Source organism: Pseudomonas sp. R3.Fl (assembly GCF_023516765.1).
GTDB lineage: Bacteria > Pseudomonadota > Gammaproteobacteria > Pseudomonadales > Pseudomonadaceae > Pseudomonas > Pseudomonas citronellolis.
Genome location: NZ_JAMGSO010000001.1, coordinates 3,718,925 through 3,738,266, shown reverse-complemented (window position 1 = coordinate 3,738,266; position 19,342 = coordinate 3,718,925). Strand labels below are relative to the sequence as shown.

At 69.2% G+C, this 19,342-nt stretch carries 16 protein-coding genes; 11 read left to right on the top strand and 5 right to left on the bottom strand.

From position 1 onward, the window contains the following. Positions 1–56 precede the first annotated feature (56 nt). The 11 genes from cdhC (at position 57) to cls (ending at position 12,105) form a co-directional block, all read left to right on the top strand. On the top strand, positions 57–944 hold the full coding sequence (gene cdhC, locus M8R19_RS16425; RefSeq protein ID WP_249918337.1) for a 3-dehydrocarnitine:acetyl-CoA trimethylamine transferase CdhC: 888 nt from the start codon (positions 57–59) through the stop codon (positions 942–944). Positions 945–1,053: 109 nt separating this feature from the next. Further along, on the top strand, positions 1,054–2,019 hold the full coding sequence (locus tag M8R19_RS16420) for an L-carnitine dehydrogenase (protein WP_249918336.1): 966 nt from the start codon (positions 1,054–1,056) through the stop codon (positions 2,017–2,019). Positions 2,020–2,242: 223 nt separating this feature from the next. Next, positions 2,243–2,713 carry a thioesterase family protein gene (locus tag M8R19_RS16415; protein WP_249918335.1) on the top strand — a complete coding sequence of 157 codons (471 nt, stop codon included), beginning with the start codon at positions 2,243–2,245 and terminating at the stop codon, positions 2,711–2,713. Positions 2,714–2,715: 2 nt separating this feature from the next. Beyond that, positions 2,716–3,645, top strand: coding sequence for an alpha/beta hydrolase (locus M8R19_RS16410; RefSeq protein ID WP_249918334.1), 930 nt, complete (start codon positions 2,716–2,718; stop codon positions 3,643–3,645). Between the two features lie 639 nt (positions 3,646–4,284). Continuing rightward, positions 4,285–5,115 (top strand): iron uptake transporter permease EfeU, encoded by an 831-nt coding sequence (gene efeU, locus M8R19_RS16405; protein WP_116425799.1) that lies wholly within the window; start codon positions 4,285–4,287, stop codon positions 5,113–5,115. Then, the gene (efeO, locus tag M8R19_RS16400; protein WP_116425800.1) at positions 5,112–6,299 is read left to right on the top strand and encodes an iron uptake system protein EfeO; all 1,188 of its coding nucleotides are present in this window, start codon (positions 5,112–5,114) and stop codon (positions 6,297–6,299) included. The genes efeU and efeO (M8R19_RS16400) overlap by 4 nt, the downstream gene beginning before the upstream one ends. A 15-nt stretch (positions 6,300–6,314) precedes the next feature. Next, positions 6,315–7,592: an iron uptake transporter deferrochelatase/peroxidase subunit gene (gene efeB, locus M8R19_RS16395; RefSeq protein WP_116425801.1), complete on the top strand. Its 1,278-nt coding sequence runs from the start codon at positions 6,315–6,317 to the stop codon at positions 7,590–7,592. Between the two features lie 29 nt (positions 7,593–7,621). Continuing rightward, on the top strand, positions 7,622–8,449 hold the full coding sequence (efeO, locus tag M8R19_RS16390; protein WP_249918333.1) for an iron uptake system protein EfeO: 828 nt from the start codon (positions 7,622–7,624) through the stop codon (positions 8,447–8,449). Positions 8,450–8,584: 135 nt separating this feature from the next. Continuing rightward, the gene (locus M8R19_RS16385) at positions 8,585–8,833 is read left to right on the top strand and encodes a hypothetical protein (protein WP_009614343.1); all 249 of its coding nucleotides are present in this window, start codon (positions 8,585–8,587) and stop codon (positions 8,831–8,833) included. Between the two features lie 409 nt (positions 8,834–9,242). Next, positions 9,243–10,640 carry an amidase gene (locus M8R19_RS16380; RefSeq protein WP_249918332.1) on the top strand — a complete coding sequence of 466 codons (1,398 nt, stop codon included), beginning with the start codon at positions 9,243–9,245 and terminating at the stop codon, positions 10,638–10,640. 40 nt (positions 10,641–10,680) lie between these two features. After that, positions 10,681–12,105, top strand: coding sequence for a cardiolipin synthase (gene cls, locus M8R19_RS16375; protein ID WP_249918331.1), 1,425 nt, complete (start codon positions 10,681–10,683; stop codon positions 12,103–12,105). A 772-nt stretch (positions 12,106–12,877) separates the two neighbouring features. On the opposite strand, the gene ahpF is transcribed toward cls, so the two are convergent. The 5 genes from ahpF to M8R19_RS16350 form a co-directional block, all read right to left on the bottom strand. Next, entirely contained in the window at positions 12,878–14,443 is a 1,566-nt protein-coding gene (ahpF, locus tag M8R19_RS16370) for an alkyl hydroperoxide reductase subunit F (protein ID WP_061563159.1), read from the bottom strand. A 135-nt stretch (positions 14,444–14,578) separates the two neighbouring features. Continuing rightward, positions 14,579–15,142 carry an alkyl hydroperoxide reductase subunit C gene (ahpC, locus tag M8R19_RS16365; RefSeq protein ID WP_037016170.1) on the bottom strand — a complete coding sequence of 188 codons (564 nt, stop codon included), beginning with the start codon at positions 15,140–15,142 and terminating at the stop codon, positions 14,579–14,581. A gap of 213 nt (positions 15,143–15,355) precedes the next feature. Continuing rightward, positions 15,356–16,282, bottom strand: coding sequence for an ABC transporter permease (locus tag M8R19_RS16360; protein WP_249918330.1), 927 nt, complete (start codon positions 16,280–16,282; stop codon positions 15,356–15,358). A gap of 204 nt (positions 16,283–16,486) precedes the next feature. Next, positions 16,487–17,590: an ABC transporter permease gene (locus M8R19_RS16355; RefSeq protein ID WP_249918329.1), complete on the bottom strand. Its 1,104-nt coding sequence runs from the start codon at positions 17,588–17,590 to the stop codon at positions 16,487–16,489. 10 nt (positions 17,591–17,600) lie between these two features. Further along, a complete protein-coding gene (locus tag M8R19_RS16350) occupies positions 17,601–19,130 on the bottom strand; it encodes an ABC transporter ATP-binding protein (protein ID WP_249918328.1) in 1,530 nt (509 codons plus the stop codon). Between the last annotated feature and the right edge of the window lie 212 nt (positions 19,131–19,342).

Here is a 19,342-nt window from a genome sequence, read left to right as displayed (position 1 = left end):
TGCGCGGCCCGCCCGCCGCGCAGGGACTCCGCATGCCTAAAGAAAGGACAGCCACCGTGAACCATGAAGTCATAGTCACCTGCGCGGTGACCGGCGCCGGCGACACCGTCGGCAAGCACCCGGCCATCCCCGTCACCCCCAAGGAAATCGCCGCCGCCGCCATCGAGGCGGCCAAGGCCGGCGCCACCGTTGCCCACTGCCACGTGCGCGACCCGCAGACCGGCAAGCCCAGCCGCGACGTGAACCTCTACCGCGAAGTGGTGGAGCGCATCCGCGAGAGCGACACCGACGTCATCATCAACCTCACCGCCGGCATGGGCGGCGACCTGGAGATCGGCAAGGGCGAGCAGCCCCTGGAATTCGGCGCCGGCACCGACCTGGTCGGCCCGCTGGAGCGTCTGGCCCACGTCGAGGCGCTGCTGCCGGAAATCTGCACCCTGGACTGCGGCACCCTGAACTTCGGCGACGGCGACTTCATCTACGTCTCCACCCCGGCCCAGCTGCGCGCCGGTGCCAAGCGCATCACCGAACTGGGGGTGAAGGCCGAGCTGGAAATCTTCGACACCGGCCACCTGTGGTTCGCCAAGCAGATGCTCAAGGAAGGCCTGCTGGAAGACCCGCTGATCCAGATCTGCCTGGGCATCCCCTGGGGCGCGCCGGCCGACACCACCACCATGAAGGCCATGGCCGACAACATCCCCGCGGGCCTCACCTGGGCCGGCTTCGGCATCGGCCGCTCGCAGATGCCCATGGTCGCCCAGGCCATGCTGCTGGGCGGCAACGTGCGGGTGGGCCTGGAAGACAACATCTGGCTGGACCGCGGCGTGCACGCCAGCAACGGCAGCCTGGTGGAGCGCGCCATCGAGATCATCGAACGCCTCGGCGGCCGCGCCCTCACCCCGGCCGAAGGGCGCAAGAAGATGAACCTCAAGCCCCGCCCCTGAAACCCGCTTTTCGCAGGAGCGAGCTTGCTCGCGAACGGCTCCGCAGCGGACCCGGTTCGCGAGCAAGCTCGCTCCTACAGGCAATCCCCCTTTCCCGCTGGAGCCCTTCATGTCCTACATCACCGAAATCAAGACCTTCGCCGCCCTCGGCAGCGGCGTCATCGGCAGCGGCTGGATCGCCCGCGCCCTGGCCCACGGCCTCGACGTGGTCGCCTGGGACCCGGCGCCGGGCGCCGAGGCCGCCCTGCGCCAGCGCGTGGCCAACGCCTGGCCGGCGCTGCAGAAGGCCGGGCTGGTGCCCGGCGCGTCCCAGGAACGCCTGAAGTTCGTCGACACCATCGAGGAATGCGTGCGCGACGCCGACTTCATCCAGGAAAGCGCCCCCGAGCGCCTGGACCTGAAGTGCGAGCTGCACGCCAAGATCAGCGCCGCCGCCAAGCCCGACGCGCTGATCGGCTCCAGCACCTCGGGCCTGCTGCCCAGCGAGTTCTATGCCGACGCCACGCACCCCGAGCGCTGCGTGGTCGGCCACCCGTTCAACCCGGTGTACCTGCTGCCGCTGGTGGAAGTGGTGGGCGGCGAGAAGACCGACCCGGCGGCCATCCAGGCGGCCATCGCGGTGTACCGCAGCCTGAGCATGCGCCCGCTGCACGTGCGCAAGGAAGTCCCCGGCTTCATCGCTGACCGCCTGCTCGAAGCGCTCTGGCGCGAGGCCCTGCACCTGGTCAACGACGGCGTCGCCAGCACCGGCGAGATCGACGACGCCATCCGCTTCGGCGCCGGCCTGCGCTGGTCGTTCATGGGCACCTTCCTGACCTACACCCTGGCCGGCGGCAACGCCGGGATGCGCCACTTCATGGCCCAGTTCGGCCCGGCCCTGCAACTGCCCTGGACCTACCTGCCGGCGCCGGAACTGACCGAATCGCTGATCGACAAGGTGGTCGAAGGCACCGCCGAGCAGCAGGGCAAGCGCAGCATCGCCGAACTGGAGCGCTACCGCGACGACTGCCTGCTGGCGGTATTGGGCGCCATCAAGGACACCAAGGCACGCCACGGCTTCGCCTTCGTCGACTAAGAACCTGCCAGGATTTGCTGCGCGTCGGCATAACTGCGTTAAAAACAGGCGGTGACTGCTCATTTACGGCAAGTAAACTCCGCGTCCCCGCCTGTTTTTGCCTTGTTCTGCTCTAGCTCGCGAAATCCTGATCAGGTTCTACCCTGTCTATCCGCCCACTCCGAACGGCCCCCTCTCCCTTCAGGGAGAGGGCTGGGGAGAGGGGCTCTTCGGAATGACCACCATGCCCACCCTGAAAACCTACGAAACCCCGGTACTGGCCGAGTGGACCGACTACAACGGCCACCTGCGCGACGCCTATTACCTGCTGATCTTCAGCTACGCCACCGACGCCCTGATGGACCACCTGGGCCTGGACAGCGCCGGCCGCGAGGCCAGCGGCCACTCGCTGTTCACCCTGGAGGTGCACCTGAACTACCTGCACGAGGTGAAGCAGGGCGAGCCGGTGGAGGTGCGCACCCAACTGCTGGCCCACGACCGCAAGCGCCTGCACGTGCACCACACGCTGCACCGCCCCGGCGAGGACGAACCGCTGGCGGCCAGCGAACAGATGCTGCTGCACGTGAGCCTGGACGGCCCGCGCTCGGCGCCCTTCGAGGGCGTGGTGCTGGAGCGCGTGCTGGCCCTGGCCGAGGCGCACCGCGGCCTGCCGCGGCCGGCGCACGTCGGCCGGATGATCGGCCTGCCGGGCTGAGCATGGCGCGCGAGTATCCGTTGTCCGCCGGCATGGCGGACTTCGTCGCGCGCACCCGCGCCTTCGCCAGCGCCGATCCGTCCCTGGCGGCGCAGCGCAAGGCCTACTCGCGCATGGCCGCCGCCTTCACCCCGCCACGCCCACCGGGCCTGCGGATAAGCGACCTGGCCCTGGCCGGCCTGCCGCCGCTGCGCCTGTTCCGCCCGGCGGGCACACCGCCGGCAACGGGCTGGGCGGCGGTGCTGTTCCTCCACGGAGGCGGCTGGATGCTCGGCGACCTCGACTCCCACGCCTTCTTCTGCGCCGAACTGGCCGCCCGCCTGGGCCTGCTGGTGCTGTCGGTGGACTACCGGCTGGCCCCGCAACACCCCTTCCCCGCCGCTCTGCAAGACAGCCTGGCGGCCTGGCGCGCCCTGCGCGACGGCGCGCTGGACGACCCCCTCGACCGCACCCGCCTGGCGGTGGCCGGCGACAGCGCCGGCGGCAACCTGGCCGCCGCCCTGTGCCTGGCCCTGCGCGATGCGGGCGAGGCGCAGCCGCGGGTCCAGGTGCTGGTCTATCCGGCCCTGGGTGACGAGGCTACGGATTCGCGAGTCGAGTGTGCGGATGCGCCGTTGTTGTCCGCTGCTGACATGCGGGCGTGCATCGATGCCTATTTGCCTGATCCATTGCAACGGCATCGGCCTCTTGCCTTGCCTTTGCGGGCCCATGACTTCACTGGGTTGGCGCCGGCGTTCGTGGGTGTGGCCGAGTTCGATCCGTTGCGGGATGACGGGCGGCGCTACGCCGAGCGGCTGCGCAGGGATGGGGTGGAAGTGGACTATTTTCCCGGTCCGGGGTTGGTCCACGGCTGCCTGCGAGCGCGGGAACTGCCGGAGGTGGATAGGTTGTACGAGGCGCTGTTCGAGGCGTTGGCCCGGCGTCTGGATTGAGCGCAGGCGGTTTTCCGCTTTTCCGCTTTTCGTAGGAGCGAGCTTGCTCGCGAACGGAGTTTCCAGGTGGCCTGGGTGCCTCGGTTTGACTCCGCTCCCTCTCCCCAACCCTCTCCCTGAAGGGAGAGGGGGCTAGTCCGTGCCGAGAGAAGGAATGGTTTCAGCCGGAAACCGTTGGAGTTACCGGCTGACTCCAGAACACCGAACTCTGCCCAACGGTCCCCTCTCCCTTCAGGGAGAGGGTTAGGGAGAGGGCGTTCTTCAGGATATGCACCGAACCTGACCGGCAGAACGCCGTTCGCGAGCAAGCTCGCTCCTACGAAAAGCCAGCCAGGGCGAACAACAAAAAAATCCCCCGCCGCGCCCGACGCGCGACAGGGGACGAAAGCGAGCCGTCAAGGCTCCCAGTGTGACAAGCACCTACTTCGGTATCGACCGCAGCGGTATGGCTCCAGTGTGGCTGCTTCGCCAACTTCGGGTTTGCCGAAAACGACGTGCGCGTATCCGCCGCGGACAGGCAACGAAACTAGGCACGGCCCCTTAAGCAATCCTTAAGGCGACGACATCGAGAATCCTTCTTGTTTGCATTCTCAGCCGCCGCCGACCACCGCGCCGCGCGGCCCTGCCCCAGGTGAAACCATGCTGGTCCCCTTCCTGATCATGCTCCGCGAGGGCATGGAGGCCGCGCTCATCGTCGGCATCATCGCCAGCTACCTGCGCCGCACCGGGCGCGCGCACTGGATGCCGGCGGTGTGGATCGGGGTGTTCCTCGCCGCCGCCCTGGCGCTGTTCGTCGGCGCCGGGCTGGAGCTGGCCAGCGCCGAGTTCCCGCAGAAGCAGCAGGAACTGTTCGAAGCCCTGGTGGGCCTGGCCGCGGTGGCCATCCTCACCTCCATGGTGTTCTGGATGCGCAAGATGGCGCGCTCCATCAAGGGCGAGCTGCAGGCCGCGCTGGACCACGCCTTCCACTCCCGCCACCAGGGTTATGCGCTGATCGCCATGGTGTTCCTCGCCGTGGCCCGCGAAGGCCTGGAGACGGTGTTCTTCCTGCTCGCCGTGTTCCAGCAGAGCGACGGCCCCGGCGCGCCGTTGGGGGCGCTGCTCGGCCTGGCGCTGGCGGTGGCCCTGGGCTACGGCATCTACAGCGGCGGCGTGCGCCTGAACCTGGCGCGCTTCTTCCGCTGGACCGGGCTGTTCATCCTGGTGGTGGCCGCCGGCATCCTCGCCAACGCGGTGCGCTCGCTGCACGAGGCCGGGGTCTGGAACCTGCTGCAGGCGCCCCTGTGGGACAGCGGCGCCAGCCTGCCCGAGGACGGCGCCCTGGGCTCGCTGCTGGCCGGGCTGTTCGGCTACCAGCAGAGCCCCACCCTGAGCACCCTCGGCGCCTGGCTGGCCTACCTGGCGCTGAGCCTGACGCTGTTCTTCCTGCCGCCGCGCCCCGCGGCCCCTGCCCGGAGCACCGCCGAATGAGCCTGCCGGAACCCCAGCCGCCGGTGGGCGCCCGCCGCCTGCTGCTCAACGCCGCGGTGGCGGCCTCGGCGGCCCTGGCCGTGCTCGCCGCGGCGGCCTTCTACTACGCCGCGCGCCATGCCCACCAGGCCAAGCTGGAAAACGACGAAGTACAGGTCACGGTGCTGCCCCACGGCTGCCAACCCAACGCCCTGAGCGTGCCGGCCGGGCAGGCGCGCTTCCGCATCCTCAACCGCTCCGACCGCGCGGTGGAGTGGGAAATCCTCGACGGCGTGATGGTGGTGGAGGAACGCGAGAACATCGCCCCGGGCATGAGCCAGTCGCTCTCGGCCTACCTCGCCCCCGGCGACTACCAGGTCACCTGCGGCCTGCTCAGCAACCCCCACGGCAGCCTGCACGTCACCCCCAGCGCGGCCGCCAGCGCCGCCCAGCAGGCGCGCTCGCCGCTGCTGGACTTCGTCGCCCCGCTGGCCGAATACCGCGTCTACCTGGCCGGCCAGCTGCGCCAGCTGCAACGCGCCCTGGATGCCCTGAGCCAGGCCCTGGCGGCCAACGACCTCGGCGCCGCGCGCACGCATTACCTGGAAGGCCGCGCCGCCTACCAGCGCATCGCCGCCAGCGCCCAGCGCCTGGCCGAGCTGGACAACCGCATCGCCCCGCGCGCCGACGCCTTCGAGCAGCGCGAGCAGGACCCGGCCTTCGGCGGCTTCCACCGCATCGAGTACGGCCTGTTCGCCCAGGACTCGACCGCCGGCCTGGCGCCGGTCGCCACGCAACTGCAGGCCGACGTCGCCACCCTGAAGGACGCCCTCATGGCCCAGTCGCTGCCGCCCGAACAGCTCTCCGGCAACGCCGCGCGGCTGCTGCGCAACCTGGCCGAGCAACGCGTGAACGGCGACGAGGAACGCTACAGCCACAGCGACCTGGCCGGCTTCACCGCCAACCTAGAGGGCGCGCGCAAGGTCATCGACCTGCTGCGCCCGCTGCTGCAACGCAAGGCCGCCGAACTGCCCGCGCGCCTGGACGCCGCCGCCGCGGCGCTCGACACCGGCCTCGCGCAACTGGCCGGCAGGCCCTACGACCAGGTCACGGCCGCCCAGCGCCAGCAGCTGGCCGCCGCGGCCGCCCGCCTGGCCGAGGCGCTGGACGCCGTGGCGCCGGCCCTGGGCCTGGCCCAACCCTGATCCGAGGAAGTACCGATGCACAGTAACGACGACAGCCCCGCCAACGCCCAACGCCGCCGCGTGCTGCTCGGCCTCGGCGCCGCCGGCATGGCCCTGGCCGGCGCCAGCCTGGCGGGCCCGGCGCGGGCCGCCGACACCGCGGCCGTCACCCACGCGCCGGCCAGCGAACGCACCCAGGAGCGCAACGCCTGGTTCGGCCGCCACCAGCCGGGCATCGTCACGCCGCGCCCGGCGGCCGGGATGATCGTCGCCTTCGACGTGCTGGCCAGCGACCGCGCCGGCCTGGAGCGGCTGTTCCGGGTGCTCGACGAGCGCATCCGCTTCCTCATGGCCGGCGGAGCGGTGCAGCAGGTCGACCCCAAGCTGCCGCCGCTGGACTCGGGCATCCTCGGCCCGGTGGTGATCCCGGACAACCTGACCGTCACCGTCTCGGTGGGCGACTCGCTGTTCGACGAGCGCTTCGGCCTGGCGGCGCGCAAGCCACGCCACCTGCAACCCATGGCCGGCTTCCCCAACGACGCCCTGGACCCGGCGCGCTGCCACGGCGACCTGTGCCTGCAGTTCTGCGCCAACACCCCGGACACCAACATCCACGCCCTGCGCGACATCGTGAAGAACACCCCGGACCTGCTGCTGGTGCGCTGGAAGCAGGAAGGCAGCGTGCCGGTGCAGCCCAGCCGCCCCGGCCAGCCCACCGAGAGCGCGCGCAATTTCCTGGGCTTCCGCGACGGCTCGGCCAACCCCGACTCCAGCGACGAGGCGGCCATGCGCCGCATCGTCTGGGTGCAGCCCGGCAGCGGCGAGCCGGCCTGGGCGGCGGGCGGCAGCTACCAGGCGGTGCGCATCATCCGCAACTTCGTCGAACGCTGGGACCGCACGCCGCTGCAGGAGCAGGAAAGCATCATCGGCCGGATCAAGGCCAGCGGCGCGCCCCACGACGGCCGGGTGGAAACCGACGTGCCGGACTACGCCCGCGACGCCGAGGGCAAGCGCACGCCGCTGGACGCCCACATCCGCCTGGCCAACCCGCGCACCGCGCAGAGCCAGGCCAACCTCATCCTGCGCCGGCCGTTCAACTACTCCAACGGCGCGGCCAGCAACGGCCAGCTGGACATGGGCCTGCTGTTCATCTGCTACCAGGCGGACCTGGCGCGCGGCTTCATCGCCGTGCAGACGCGCCTGAACGGCGAGCCGCTGGAGGAATACCTGAAGCCGCAAGGCGGCGGCTACTTCTTCGTCCTGCCCGGGGTCACCGGGCCGGACGACTTCCTCGGCCGCAGCCTGCTGGCCTGAACAACGACAACGCACTGGAGCCATCGGACATGAAACGCACCTCCCTCGCCCTGCTGTTCAGCCTCGGCCTGCTCGCCGCGCCGCTGGCCACCTTCGCCGCCACCGGCTCGCCGCTGGACCTGGTCGGCCCCATCGCCGACTACAAGCTCTACGTCACCGACAACCTCGACGAGCTGGTCAAGCGCACCCAGCAGTTCACCGACGCGGTGAAGCAGGGCGACCTGGCCACGGCGAAGAAGCTCTACGCGCCGACCCGCGTGTTCTATGAGTCGATCGAACCGGTGGCCGAGCTGTTCAGCGACCTGGACAGCGCCATCGACTCCCGCGAGGACGACCACGAGAAGAAGGTCGACGCCCCGGACTTCACCGGCTTCCACCGCATCGAGTACGGCCTGTTCACCAAGAACAGCACCGCAGGCCTCGGCCCGCTGGCCGACAAGCTGATGGCCGACGTGCACGAGCTGCGCAAGCGCGTGGAAGGCCTGCCCTTCCCGCCGGAGAAAGTCGTCGGCGGCGCCGCCGCGCTGATGGAGGAAGTGGCCGCGACCAAGGTCAGCGGCGAGGAGGACCGCTACAGCCACACCGACCTGTACGACTTCCAGGGCAACGTCGACGGCGCCAAGAAGATCGTCGAACTGTTCCGCCCGCAACTGGCCAAGCAGGACCCGGCCTTCGTCGCCAAGGTGGAGAAGAACTTCGCCACGGTCGACGGCATCCTCGCCAAGTACAAGACCAAGGACGGCGGCTACCAGACCTACGACAAGCTCAGCGCCAAGGACCGCAAGGCCCTGGCCGGGCCGGTGAATACCCTGGCCGAGGACCTTTCGACCATGCGCGGCAAGCTGGGACTGAACTAAAGCCGGTCGCGGGCCGTCCCGGTCGGAAAACGACCTGCTCTTGCCTGTGAAGGACACTCCGTCGGCCGGGTGCTTGCGCCCGGCCGGCGCTGTTCCGAGAATCCGGGGAAGCCCAACCTCACGGAGGACTCCGCGATGATGCACGCCGACCTGATCGACCAGGACGATTTCCGCGAACGCCTGCAGGCGCTGGGCTTCGCCGTTCCGCCGGACGTCACCGCGGAACAGGCCTGCGAATACGCGGTGCGCGCCCTCACCCCCGAACGCTCCATGGCCCTGCGCCGGCTGGTGGAAGAGATGCTGGGCGGCAACGCGACGCTGCTGCCGGCGGTGCGCGAGGCGATTTCGCGGCAGTTGTTGCCGGCGTTGGTGCCAAGGCCCTGACTCGCTCTCTTCGCTCTTCGTAGGAGCGAGCTTGCTCGCGAACAGCGTTCTGCCGGTTAGGTTCGGTGCACATCCTGAAGAGCGCCCTCTCCCTAACCCTCTCCCTGAAGGGAGAGGGGACCGTTCGGAGTGCTCGGATATTTCAGAGTTAGCCGGCAGCTCTGTGGTTTCCAGCTGAAACCCTTCCTCCTCTCGGCACGAACAAGCCCCCTCTCCCTTCAGGGAGAGGGCTGGGGAGAGGGGACCACGGGCGGGCCAGAACACCCAAAACCACCGGCCTCTCCCGAAGGCGCCCAGTTCGATTACCCCCATTCGGCAGCCAAGGCCAAACGGCGGATAACGCGGAGCGTTATCCGCCCTACACCGCCATAGGCTAGGGTTGTGCCATGGCCCCCCGCCGGAGTCCCCCATGACCGCGCTGCACGATCTCACCGCCGTCCAGCTGCTGGCCCTGTACCGTTCGCGCCAGCTGTCCCCCGTGGAATACCTGCAGCACCTGATCGCCCACATCGAACGCTGGGAGCCGCACCTCTGCGCGCTCTACGCCTATGCCCCGGAACGCGCCCTGGGCGAGGCGCGGGAGGCGGAGGCGCGCTGGCTGAAAGGCGAACCGCGCGGGGAGCTGGATGGCGTGCCGGTCACCATCAAGGAACTCATCGCCAGTGTCGGCGACCCGATTCCCCAAGGCAGCGCCGCCGTGCCCCTGGTCCCCGCCACCCACGACGCGCCGCCCACCGCGCGGCTGCGCGAGGCCGGGGCCATCCTCCTGGCCAAGACCACGGTGCCGGACTTCGGCATGCTCTCCTCCGGCCTGTCCAGCTTCCACAAGCTGGCGCGCAACCCCTGGAACCTGGCGATGAACCCCGGCGGCTCCAGCGCCGGCGCCGCGGCGGCCGCTGCCGCCGGCTACGGCCCGCTGCACGTGGGCACCGACATCGGCGGCTCGGTGCGCCTGCCGGCCGCCTGGTGCGGCCTGGTGGGCTTCAAGCCGAGCCTCGGGCGGATTCCCATCGACCCCTACTACACCGGGCGCTGCGCCGGGCCCATGACGCGCAGCCTGGACGACACCGCGCTGCTGATGAAGCACCTCTCGCGCGCCGACTGGCGCGACGCCACCAGCCTGCCGCCGGCCGAGCTGGACTGGAACATCCGCCCGGCCGAAGTGCGCGGCCTGCGCATCGGCCTGCAACTGGACCCCGGCTGCGGCCTGCAGCCCGAGGCGGAAGTGCGCCACGCGGTGGAGGCTGCCGCGCAACGCTTCGCCGAGGCCGGCGCGCAGATAATCGAAGTGCAGCCGATCCTCGACCGCGGGCTGCTCGACGGCCTGGACCTGTTCTGGCGCGCGCGCCTGTGGGCCGAGATCGAGACGCTGCCGGCCGAGCGCCAGGCGCAGGTGCTGCCCTACATCTACCAATGGGCGGAAGGCGGCGCGCAGGTCTCCGGCGTGCAGGCGGTGCGCGGCTTCAACCAGACCTTCGAGATGCGCAGGCGCGCCGCCGAGCAGTTCCACGACATCGACTGCCTGCTCAGCCCGACCAACCAGGTGGCGGCCTTCCCCGCCGAGTGGGCCTCGCCCACCAACGACCCGGCGCTGCCTTTCGAGCACATCTGCTTCACCGTGCCCTGGAACATGTCCGAGCAGCCGGCGCTGTCGATCAACTGCGGTTTCACCGCCGCCGGCATGCCCATCGGCCTGCAGATCGTCGGCCCGCGCTTCGCCGACGTGACCGTGCTGCGCCTGGGCAAGGCCTACGAAACCTGGCGTGGCGAACTGCCGGGATGGCCGCGGCCCCCCGAGCGAGGCTAAGCTGCGGGAACACGCACGGCAGAAGGACTCGTTCGCGCGCATGCATTACTCCGCCTACATCGCCCACTTCCTGGTGGCCATCCAGGTCCTCGGCGTGGTCGCCGCCGTCCACGCGGTGCTCACCGTGCGCACCGCGCAGGGCGCCATCGCCTGGGCCATTTCCCTGGTGTTCATGCCGCTGCTCACCCTGCTGCCCTACCTGGTGTTCGGCCGCAGCCGCTTCGACGCCTACATCGGCGCGCGGCGCCAGGCCAACGAGGAGATGCACCTGGCCGCCGCCGAGCTGGACTGGCGGCCCTGGGTGGAGGAAGCCCTGACGGCGAGCCAGTCGGAGAACTACAAGGCGCTCAAGGCCCTGTCCGCGCTGGCGCGCATGCCGACCCTGGCGAACAACCACGTGCGCCTGCTGGTCAACGGCAAGGCCACCTTCGACGCCATCTTCGAGGCCATCGCCCAGGCCAGGAAGGTGGTGCTGGTGCAGTTCTTCATCGTCCGCGACGACGCCCTCGGCCAGCGCCTGGCGCAGCTGCTGCTGGAGCGCGCGGCCAACGGCGTGGAAGTCTTCCTGCTCTACGACGCCATCGGCAGCCACGGCCTGCCCGGGCGCTACGTCGAGCGCCTGCGCGCCGGCGGCGTGCAGGTGCAGGCCTTCAGCACCGGCCACGGCGCGATCAACCGCTTCCAGCTGAACTTCCGCAACCACCGCAAGGTGGTGGTGGTCGACGGCCTGCGCGGCTTCGTCGGCGGGCACAACGTCGGCATCGAGTACCTGGGCGAGAAGCCGCCGCTGTCGCCCTGGCGCGACACCCACGTGGAACTGCGCGGCCCGGCCGTGGCCTGCCTGCAGGAGTGCTTCGCCGAGGACTGGTTCTGGGCCACCCACGCCCTGCCCACCCTGCTGCTGCCGGACAGCTACGACGAGCAGGGGGTGATCTGCCAGGTGCTGGCCAGCGGCCCGGCGGACAAGCAGGAAACCTGCTCGCTGTTCTTCGTCGAGATGATCAACGCGGCCAGCGAAAGGGTGTGGATAACCACCCCGTACTTCATCCCCGACGAGGCGGTCAGCTCGGCCCTGCGCCTGGCCGCGCTGCGCGGCGTGGACGTGCGCATCCTGCTGCCCTCGCGCCCGGACCACCGCACGGTCTACGCCGCCTCCAGCCTCTACGCCCAGGACGCGGTGCGCGCCGGGGTGAAGGTGTACCGCTACCAGCCGGGCTTCCTGCACCAGAAGGTGGTGCTGGTGGACCACGACTGCGCCGCGGTGGGCAGCGCCAACCTGGACAACCGCTCGTTCCGGCTGAACTTCGAGATCATGCTGGTGACGGTGGACGAAGCCTTCGCCCGCGACGTGGAGAGCATGCTGCTGGCGGATTTCGAGCAGGCGGTGGAGCTGGGCACGGAGCGCAGCGGGCAATTGCAGCAGTTGGGGATGCGGGTGGCGCGGTTGGTTTCGCCGATTCTTTGAAGGTTGCGGGCTGGAGGCCTGAGGCTGGAGGCTTTTCGTAGGAGCGAGCTTGCTCGCGAACCTGTCGGGGCCCGGTGCCAAGCCGTTCGCGAGCAAGCTCGCTCCTACGAGGAGAAGGTGTTCGGCGGTGGTTTCTGGTGTGGCGGGAATGCCGCTGCCCTCTCCCTAACCCTCTCCCTGAAGGGAGAGGGGACCGTTGGGCAGGGCTGGGTGTTTTAGAGTCAGCCGGCAACACCGCGGTTGGTTTCGTCGATTCTTTGAAGATTACGGGCTGGAGGCTTGAGGCTGGAGGCTTTTCGTAGGAGCGAGCTTGCTCGCGAACCTGGCGGGGCCCGGTGCCAAGCCGTTCGCGAGCAAGCTCGCTCCTACGAGGAGAAGGTGTTCGGCGGTGGTTTCTGGTGTGGCGGGGATGCCGCGGCCCTCTCCCTAACCCTCTCCCTGAAGGGAGAGGGGACCGTTGGGCAGGGCTGGGTGTTTTAGAGTCAGCCGGCAACACCGCGGTTGGTTTCGCCGATTCTTTGATGCTTGCGGGCTGGAGGCTGGAGGCTTTTCGTAGGAGCGAGCTTGCTCGCGAACCTGTCGGGGCCCGGTGCCAAGCTGTTCGCGAGCAAGCTCGCTCCTACGAGGAGAAGGTGTTCGCCGGTAGTTTCTGGTGTGGCGGGGATGCCTGTTGCCCTCCCCCCCGAACACCATCGACCCCAGGCAAAACACCCACAAAGAAAAACGCCCGACTCACTCAAGTGAGCCGGGCGCTTCTACTAGCGCAAGGTCATCAAGCCGGCGCAGAACTACGGATCAGGTGATCAAAGGCCGACAACGAAGCCTTCGCCCCCTCACCCACCGCAATCACGATCTGCTTGTACGGCACCGTGGTCACGTCACCGGCAGCGAAGATACCCGGCAGCGAAGTCTCGCCGCGCGCATCGACGATGATCTCGCCGCGCGGGGTCAGCTCGACGCTGCCCTTGAGCCACTCGGTGTTCGGCAGCAGGCCGATCTGCACGAAGATGCCTTCCAGCTCCACCGACTTGAACTCTTCCGAGTTGCGGTCCTTGTAGACCAGGCCGGTGACCTTCTGGCCGTCGCCCTTCACTTCGCTGGTCAGCGCGCTGGTGATCACGTCCACGTTCGGCAGGCTGTACAGCTTGCGTTGCAGCACGGCGTCGGCGCGCAGCTTGCTGTCGAATTCCAGCAGGGTCACGTGGGCGACGATGCCGGCCAGGTCGATGGCCGCCTCGACGCCGGAGTTGCCGCCGCCGATCACCGCCACGCGCTTGCCCTTGAACAGCGGGCCGTCGCAGTGCGGGCAGAAGCACACGCCCTTGGCCTTGTATTCCTGCTCGCCGGGCACGCCCATTTCACGCCAGCGGGCGCCGGTGGCGAGGATCACGGTCTTGGCCTTGAGGCTGCCGCCGCCCTCGAACTTCACTTCGTGCAGCTCGCCGGCATTCTTCGCCGGGACCAGCGCGCTGGCGCGCTGCAGGTTCATGATGTCGACCTCGTACTGCTTCACGTGCTCTTCCAGCGCGCGGGCCAGTTTCGGGCCTTCGGTCTCCTTCACCGAGATGAAGTTCTCGATGGCCATGGTGTCCAGCACCTGGCCGCCGAAGCGCTCGGCGGCGACGCCGGTGCGGATGCCCTTACGCGCGGCGTAGATGGCCGCCGAGGCGCCAGCCGGGCCACCGCCCACCACCAGCACGTCGAAGGCTTCCTTGGCGGCCAGCTTCTCGGCTTCGCGAGCGGCGGCGCCGGTGTCGATCTTGGCGAGGATTTCCTCCACGCCCATGCGGCCCGCGCCGAAGACTTCGCCGTTCAGGTAGATGCTCGGCACCGACATGACCTGGCGCTTCTCCACCTCGTCCTGGAACAGCGCGCCGTCGATGGCGACGTGGCGGATGTTGGGGTTGAGCACCGCCATCAGGTTCAGCGCCTGGACCACGTCCGGGCAGTTCTGGCAGGACAGCGAGAAGTAGGTTTCGAACTCGAACTTGCCCTGGATGCCCTTGACCTGCTCGATGACTTCGGGCTCGAGCTTGGACGGGTGGCCGCCGACCTGCAGCAGGGCCAGCACCAGGGAAGTGAACTCGTGGCCCATGGGGATACCGGCGAAACGCAGGCCGATGTCCGCCCCCGGGCGGTTCAGCGAGAAGGACGGCTTGCGTTCGTCGCCGCCGTCTTCGCGCAGGGTGATCTTGTCGGTCAGGCCGACGATGTCGTGCAGCAGTTCGCTCAGCTCGCGGGATTTGTCGCTGTCATCGAGGGACGCGACTATCTCGAACGGCTGGGTGACCTTTTCCAGGTAGGCCTTCAACTGGGTCTTAAGATTGGCGTCCAACATGAATTCAGCTCCTACGAAATTCGGGCAAAAGGGTTCCCGCGGCGGACGCTGTGCGTCCGCCCTGCACGCTTGCGGGTAGGCTTTGGGCAGGGCGGGCGGCCCTTGTGGGGGCCGTCCGCCGGGGGAGGGTGTTACTTAGATCTTGCCAACCAGGTCCAGGGACGGGGCCAGAGTCTTCTCGCCTTCTTTCCACTTGGCCGGGCAGACTTCGCCCGGGTGAGCGGCGGTGTACTGGGCGGCTTTCAGCTTGCGCAGGGTCTCGCCGACGTCACGAGCGATCTCGTTGCTGTGGATTTCGACGGTCTTGATCACGCCTTCCGGGTTGATCACGAAGGTGCCGCGCAGGGCCAGGCCTTCTTCCGGGATGTGCACGCCGAAAGCGTTGGTCAGCTGGTGGGTCGGGTCGCCGATCAGCGGGAACTGAGCCTTGCCCACGGCCGGGGAGGTTTCGTGCCAGACCTTGTGGGAGAAGTGGGTGTCGGTGGTGACGATGTAGACTTCGGTGCCAGCGTCGCGGAAGGCGGCGTAGTTGTTGGCGGCGTCTTCGATCTCGGTCGGGCAGTTGAAGGTGAAGGCTGCCGGCATGAAGATCAGGACCGACCACTTGCCCTTCAGGGACTGCTCGGTGACCTCGATGAACTTGCCGTTGTGGAAGGCGTTGACCTTGAACGGTTGGACTTGGGTGTTGATCAGGTTCATTCGGCATTCCTCGTAGAGATGGGTTGATCGAATTGGTTATGAAATTCGACGTGGGCAAGATTATCCGCTATTAGCCCGGATGGCCCATTGATTTAGGCCATCAAATAAATTGGCTTTCTCTATCAGCGGACTTATAAAAGGAAGAGCATCGCTATCGATGAGCGATGCCATCCTCCATCCTGCACAACCGACACGACCACCTCGTGACAGCCCTCAGTGCCCGGCCTTCCACGGCTGCCCCAGCGACACCGGGGCGAACAGGCGGGTGCGCAACCCATCGCGGGAGAGCAGCACCAGGACCACGATAGTGGCCACATAGGGCAGCATCGCCAGCAGGTTGGCCGGGATGCTCAGGCCGACGCCCTGGGCAACCAGATGCAGGATGCTCGCCAGGCCGAACAGCCAGGCGCCGAGCAGCACCCGGAACACCCGCCAACTGGCGAACACCACCAGCGCCAGGGCAATCCAGCCGCGGCCCGCGCTCATGTTCTCGGCCCACATGGGGGTGTAGGCCAGGGACAGGTAGGCCCCGGCCAGGCCGGCCATGGCGCCGCCGAAAAGCACCGCCATGGTGCGCACGCGCACCACCGGCAGGCCCATGGCGGCGGCCGCGTCGGGGTTCTCGCCGACCGCCTGGAGCACCAGCCCGGCGCGGCTTTTCAGCAGCAGCCAGGCGACGCCGGCGAACAGCGCGAACGTCAGGTAGACCAGCGCATCCTGGGCGAAGAGCATCTTCCCGACCAGCGGCAGGGCGGCCAGCCCCGGCACGGCGATGGGCGCGAAGCCCGCCAGCGGCTTGCCCACCCAGGCCGCGCCGACGAAGGACGATAGCCCCACGCCGAAGATGGTCAGGGCCAGGCCGCAGGCCACCTGGTTGGCGTTCAGGCCCAGGGCCACGGCGGCGAACAGGCTGGCCAGCAGCACCCCGGCGAGCACCGCCAGCAGCACGCCCAGCCACAGGCTGCCGCTGGCGAAGGCGGCCATGAAGCCGACCACCGCGCCGAACAGCATCATCCCTTCCTGGCCGAGGTTGAGCACCCCGGACTTCTCGCACACCAACTCGCCCAGGGCCACCAGCAGCAACGGCGTGCCGGTGCGGACCATGGCGTAGAGCACGTTGTTCAGTAGATCGATGTCCATCGTGATTCTCCGATCAATCCCTGTAGGAGCGAGCTTGCTCGCGAACCCACCCCGCAGCGGGACCTCCTACAGCGTTTCTGGATCCCCGCGTTCGCGGGGATGACGGCGGTGGGATTACGCGTCCCTCTCCAACCCGTCATTCCCGCGAACGCGGCAACCCAGTGCCTCAAATCCGAAGCAGGCAGGCCCGCTCCATTCGAAAATTCACACCGCGGCGCTCCGCCTGAGGCCTGTAGCCTGCAGCCTGAAGCCCCGCGCGAAGCGCGGCCGATACCGAATCAACACATCGCAGGCCAGCAGGAAGAACAGCATCATTCCCTGGAACAGCCCGGTCAGCGCCAGGGGCAGGTTCAGGCTCATCTGCGCCGTCTCGCCGCCCAGGTAGAGCAGCGCCATCAGCAGGCTGGCGAAGAGGATGCCGAGCGGGTTCAGGCGGCCGAGGAAGGCCACGGTGATGGCCGCGTAGCCGTAGCCGGGCGACACCTGCGGCACCAACTGACCGATCGGCCCGGTCACCTCGCAGACGCCGGCCAGCCCGGCCAGCGCCCCGGACAGCAGCAGCGCCAGCCACACCAGGCGCTTCTCGCGAAAGCCGACGAAGCCGGCGGCGCGGCGGTCCAGGCCCAGCACCCGGATCTGGAAGCCGACGAAGCTGCGCTGCGCCAGCACCCACACCGCCACCAGCGCCAGCAGGGCAAAGAGCGCGCCCAGGTGCACGCGGCTGCCGTCGAACAGCGCCGGCAGCAGGGCCGACTCGGCGAACATCGCCGACTGCGGGAAGTTGAAGCCCTGCGGGTCCTTCAGCGGGCCGTGCACGCAGAACAGCAGCAGGTTCAGGGCGATGTAGTTGAGCATGATGCTGGTGAGGATTTCGTTGGCGTTGAAGCGCGTGCGCAGCCAGGCCACCAGGCCCGCCCAGGCGGCGCCGCCGGCGACCCCGGCGAGCAGCGTCCAGGCCAGCGCCCAGCGGCTCTCCCAGCCCAGCAGCTGCAGGGCCATGGCGCTGCCGGCCAGGGCGCCCATGAGCAGTTGGCCCTCGGCGCCGATGTTCCAGATGCGCGCCTGGTAGGCCAGCGCCAGGCCCAGGGCGCAGAGCAGAATGGGCGTGGCCTTCACCAGCAGCTCGCCGACGCCGTACCAGTCCTGTACCGGCTCGATCAGCAGGGTGTGCAGGGTGGCCAACGGCGGGTGGCCGAGGGCGGCGAACAGCGCCGCGCCGCACAGCAGGGTGAGCAGGCCGGCCAGCAGCGGCGAGACCAGCAGCATCAGGCGCGACTGCTGGCCGCGCGGTTCCAGGGAAAACAGCATGTTCGGCTCCTCAGGCGGCGTGGTCGAACTGCCCGGCCATCCAGCGGCCGACGGCGAGGGGATCGGTGGTGGCGGTGTCCACCAACGGCGACAGCCGGCCGGCGCAGAGCGCGCCGATGCGGTCGCTGAGCAGGAACAGCTCGTCGAGGTCCTCGGACACCACCAGGATGGCCGCGCCGGCATCGCGCAGGGCGATCAGCGCCCTGTGGATAACCGCGCCGGCGCCGACGTCCACGCCCCAGGTCGGGTGCGCCGCCACCAGCAGGCGCGGCTGCTGGAGAATCTCGCGGCCGAGGATGAACTTCTGCAGGTTGCCGCCGGACAGGCTGCGGGCCACGGCCTGGGTGCCCGTGGCCTTCACCGCGAAGCGCTGGATGATCGCCTCGGCGAAGGCGCGCACCTTGCCCTGGCGCACCAGGCCGTGACGCACCAGGCCCTGCTGGAAACCGGTGAGCAGGGCGTTGTCGGCCAGGCTCAGCTCCGGCACCGCGCCATGGCCCAGGCGCTCGGCCGGGACGAAGGCCAGGCCGCGGGCGCGGCGGGCGTCCGGGGGCAGGTGGGCGGCGGGTTCGCCGGCCATGCGCAGTTGCTCGGCGTGCGCCCGCGGCAGGCGCTGCTCGCCGCTGAGCAGGGCGAGCAGTTCGTCCTGGCCGTTGCCGGCGACCCCGGCGATGCCGACGATCTCGCCGGCGCGCACCTCCAGGTCGAGCCCGGCGAAGGACACGCCGAAGGGATCGGCGCTGCGCCAGTGCAGGCCGCTCAGCTGCAGCAGCGGCTTGCCGCCGCGCGCCTTGGGGTAGCGCGCGGCCAGGCCCTCGGCGTCGCCGACCATCAGGCGCGCCAGCTCCAGGTCCGAGCACTGCGCCGGCGCGCAGTCGCCGGAAACCCGCCCGCCGCGCAGCACCGTGGCGCGTTCGCAGAGCGCGCGCACCTCGCCCAGCTTGTGGCTGATGAACAGGATGCTGCAGCCCTCGGCGGCCAGGCGCCGGAGCACGGCGAACAGCTCCTCGGCCTCCTGCGGGGTGAGCACCGAGGTCGGCTCGTCGAGGATCAGCAGGCGGATGTCCTGCATCAGGCAGCGGACGATCTCCACCCGCTGCCGCTCGCCGATGGACAGCCCGTGCACCAGGCGCTCCGGCTCCAGCGGCATGCCGTAGCGCCGCGACACCTCGCGGATGCGCGGCGCCAGCTGCCGCGGGGTGCCGGCAGCGGCACCCAGGGCCAGGGCGATGTTCTCCGCCACGCTCAGCGTCTCGAACAGCGAGAAGTGCTGGAACACCATGCCGATGCCCAGGGCGCGGGCCTGGGCCGGGTCCTTCACGCTCACCGCGCGGCCGTCCCAGAGCAGCTCGCCGCTGTCCGGGCGGGTGACGCCGTAGATGATCTTCATCAGGGTGCTCTTGCCGGCGCCGTTCTCGCCGAGCAGGGCGTGGATCTCGCCGGGGAGGATGCTCAGGTCGACGCGGTCGTTGGCCAGGCAGCCCGGGTAGCGCTTGCTGATGGCGCGCAGTTCCAGGCGGGGGATGGGGGCTGTGGGCATGGGTGGGCTCGGTCGGGGATTCACCAGTGGCGGGGGCCGAAGCAATTTCCTGGCCAGCTGGTCAAAAAGCGCCGCAAGCCTATGCTTTGCTTATGGAGCCGGCCCTTTCGGCTGGCAGAGTTCGTGCATTACCTGACCATATGGACAGCTTTGCCGCCGCGTCACACCCGCTCCCCGGCGGGCGGCGCGAACGCGCTCCAGCGAGGTTACGC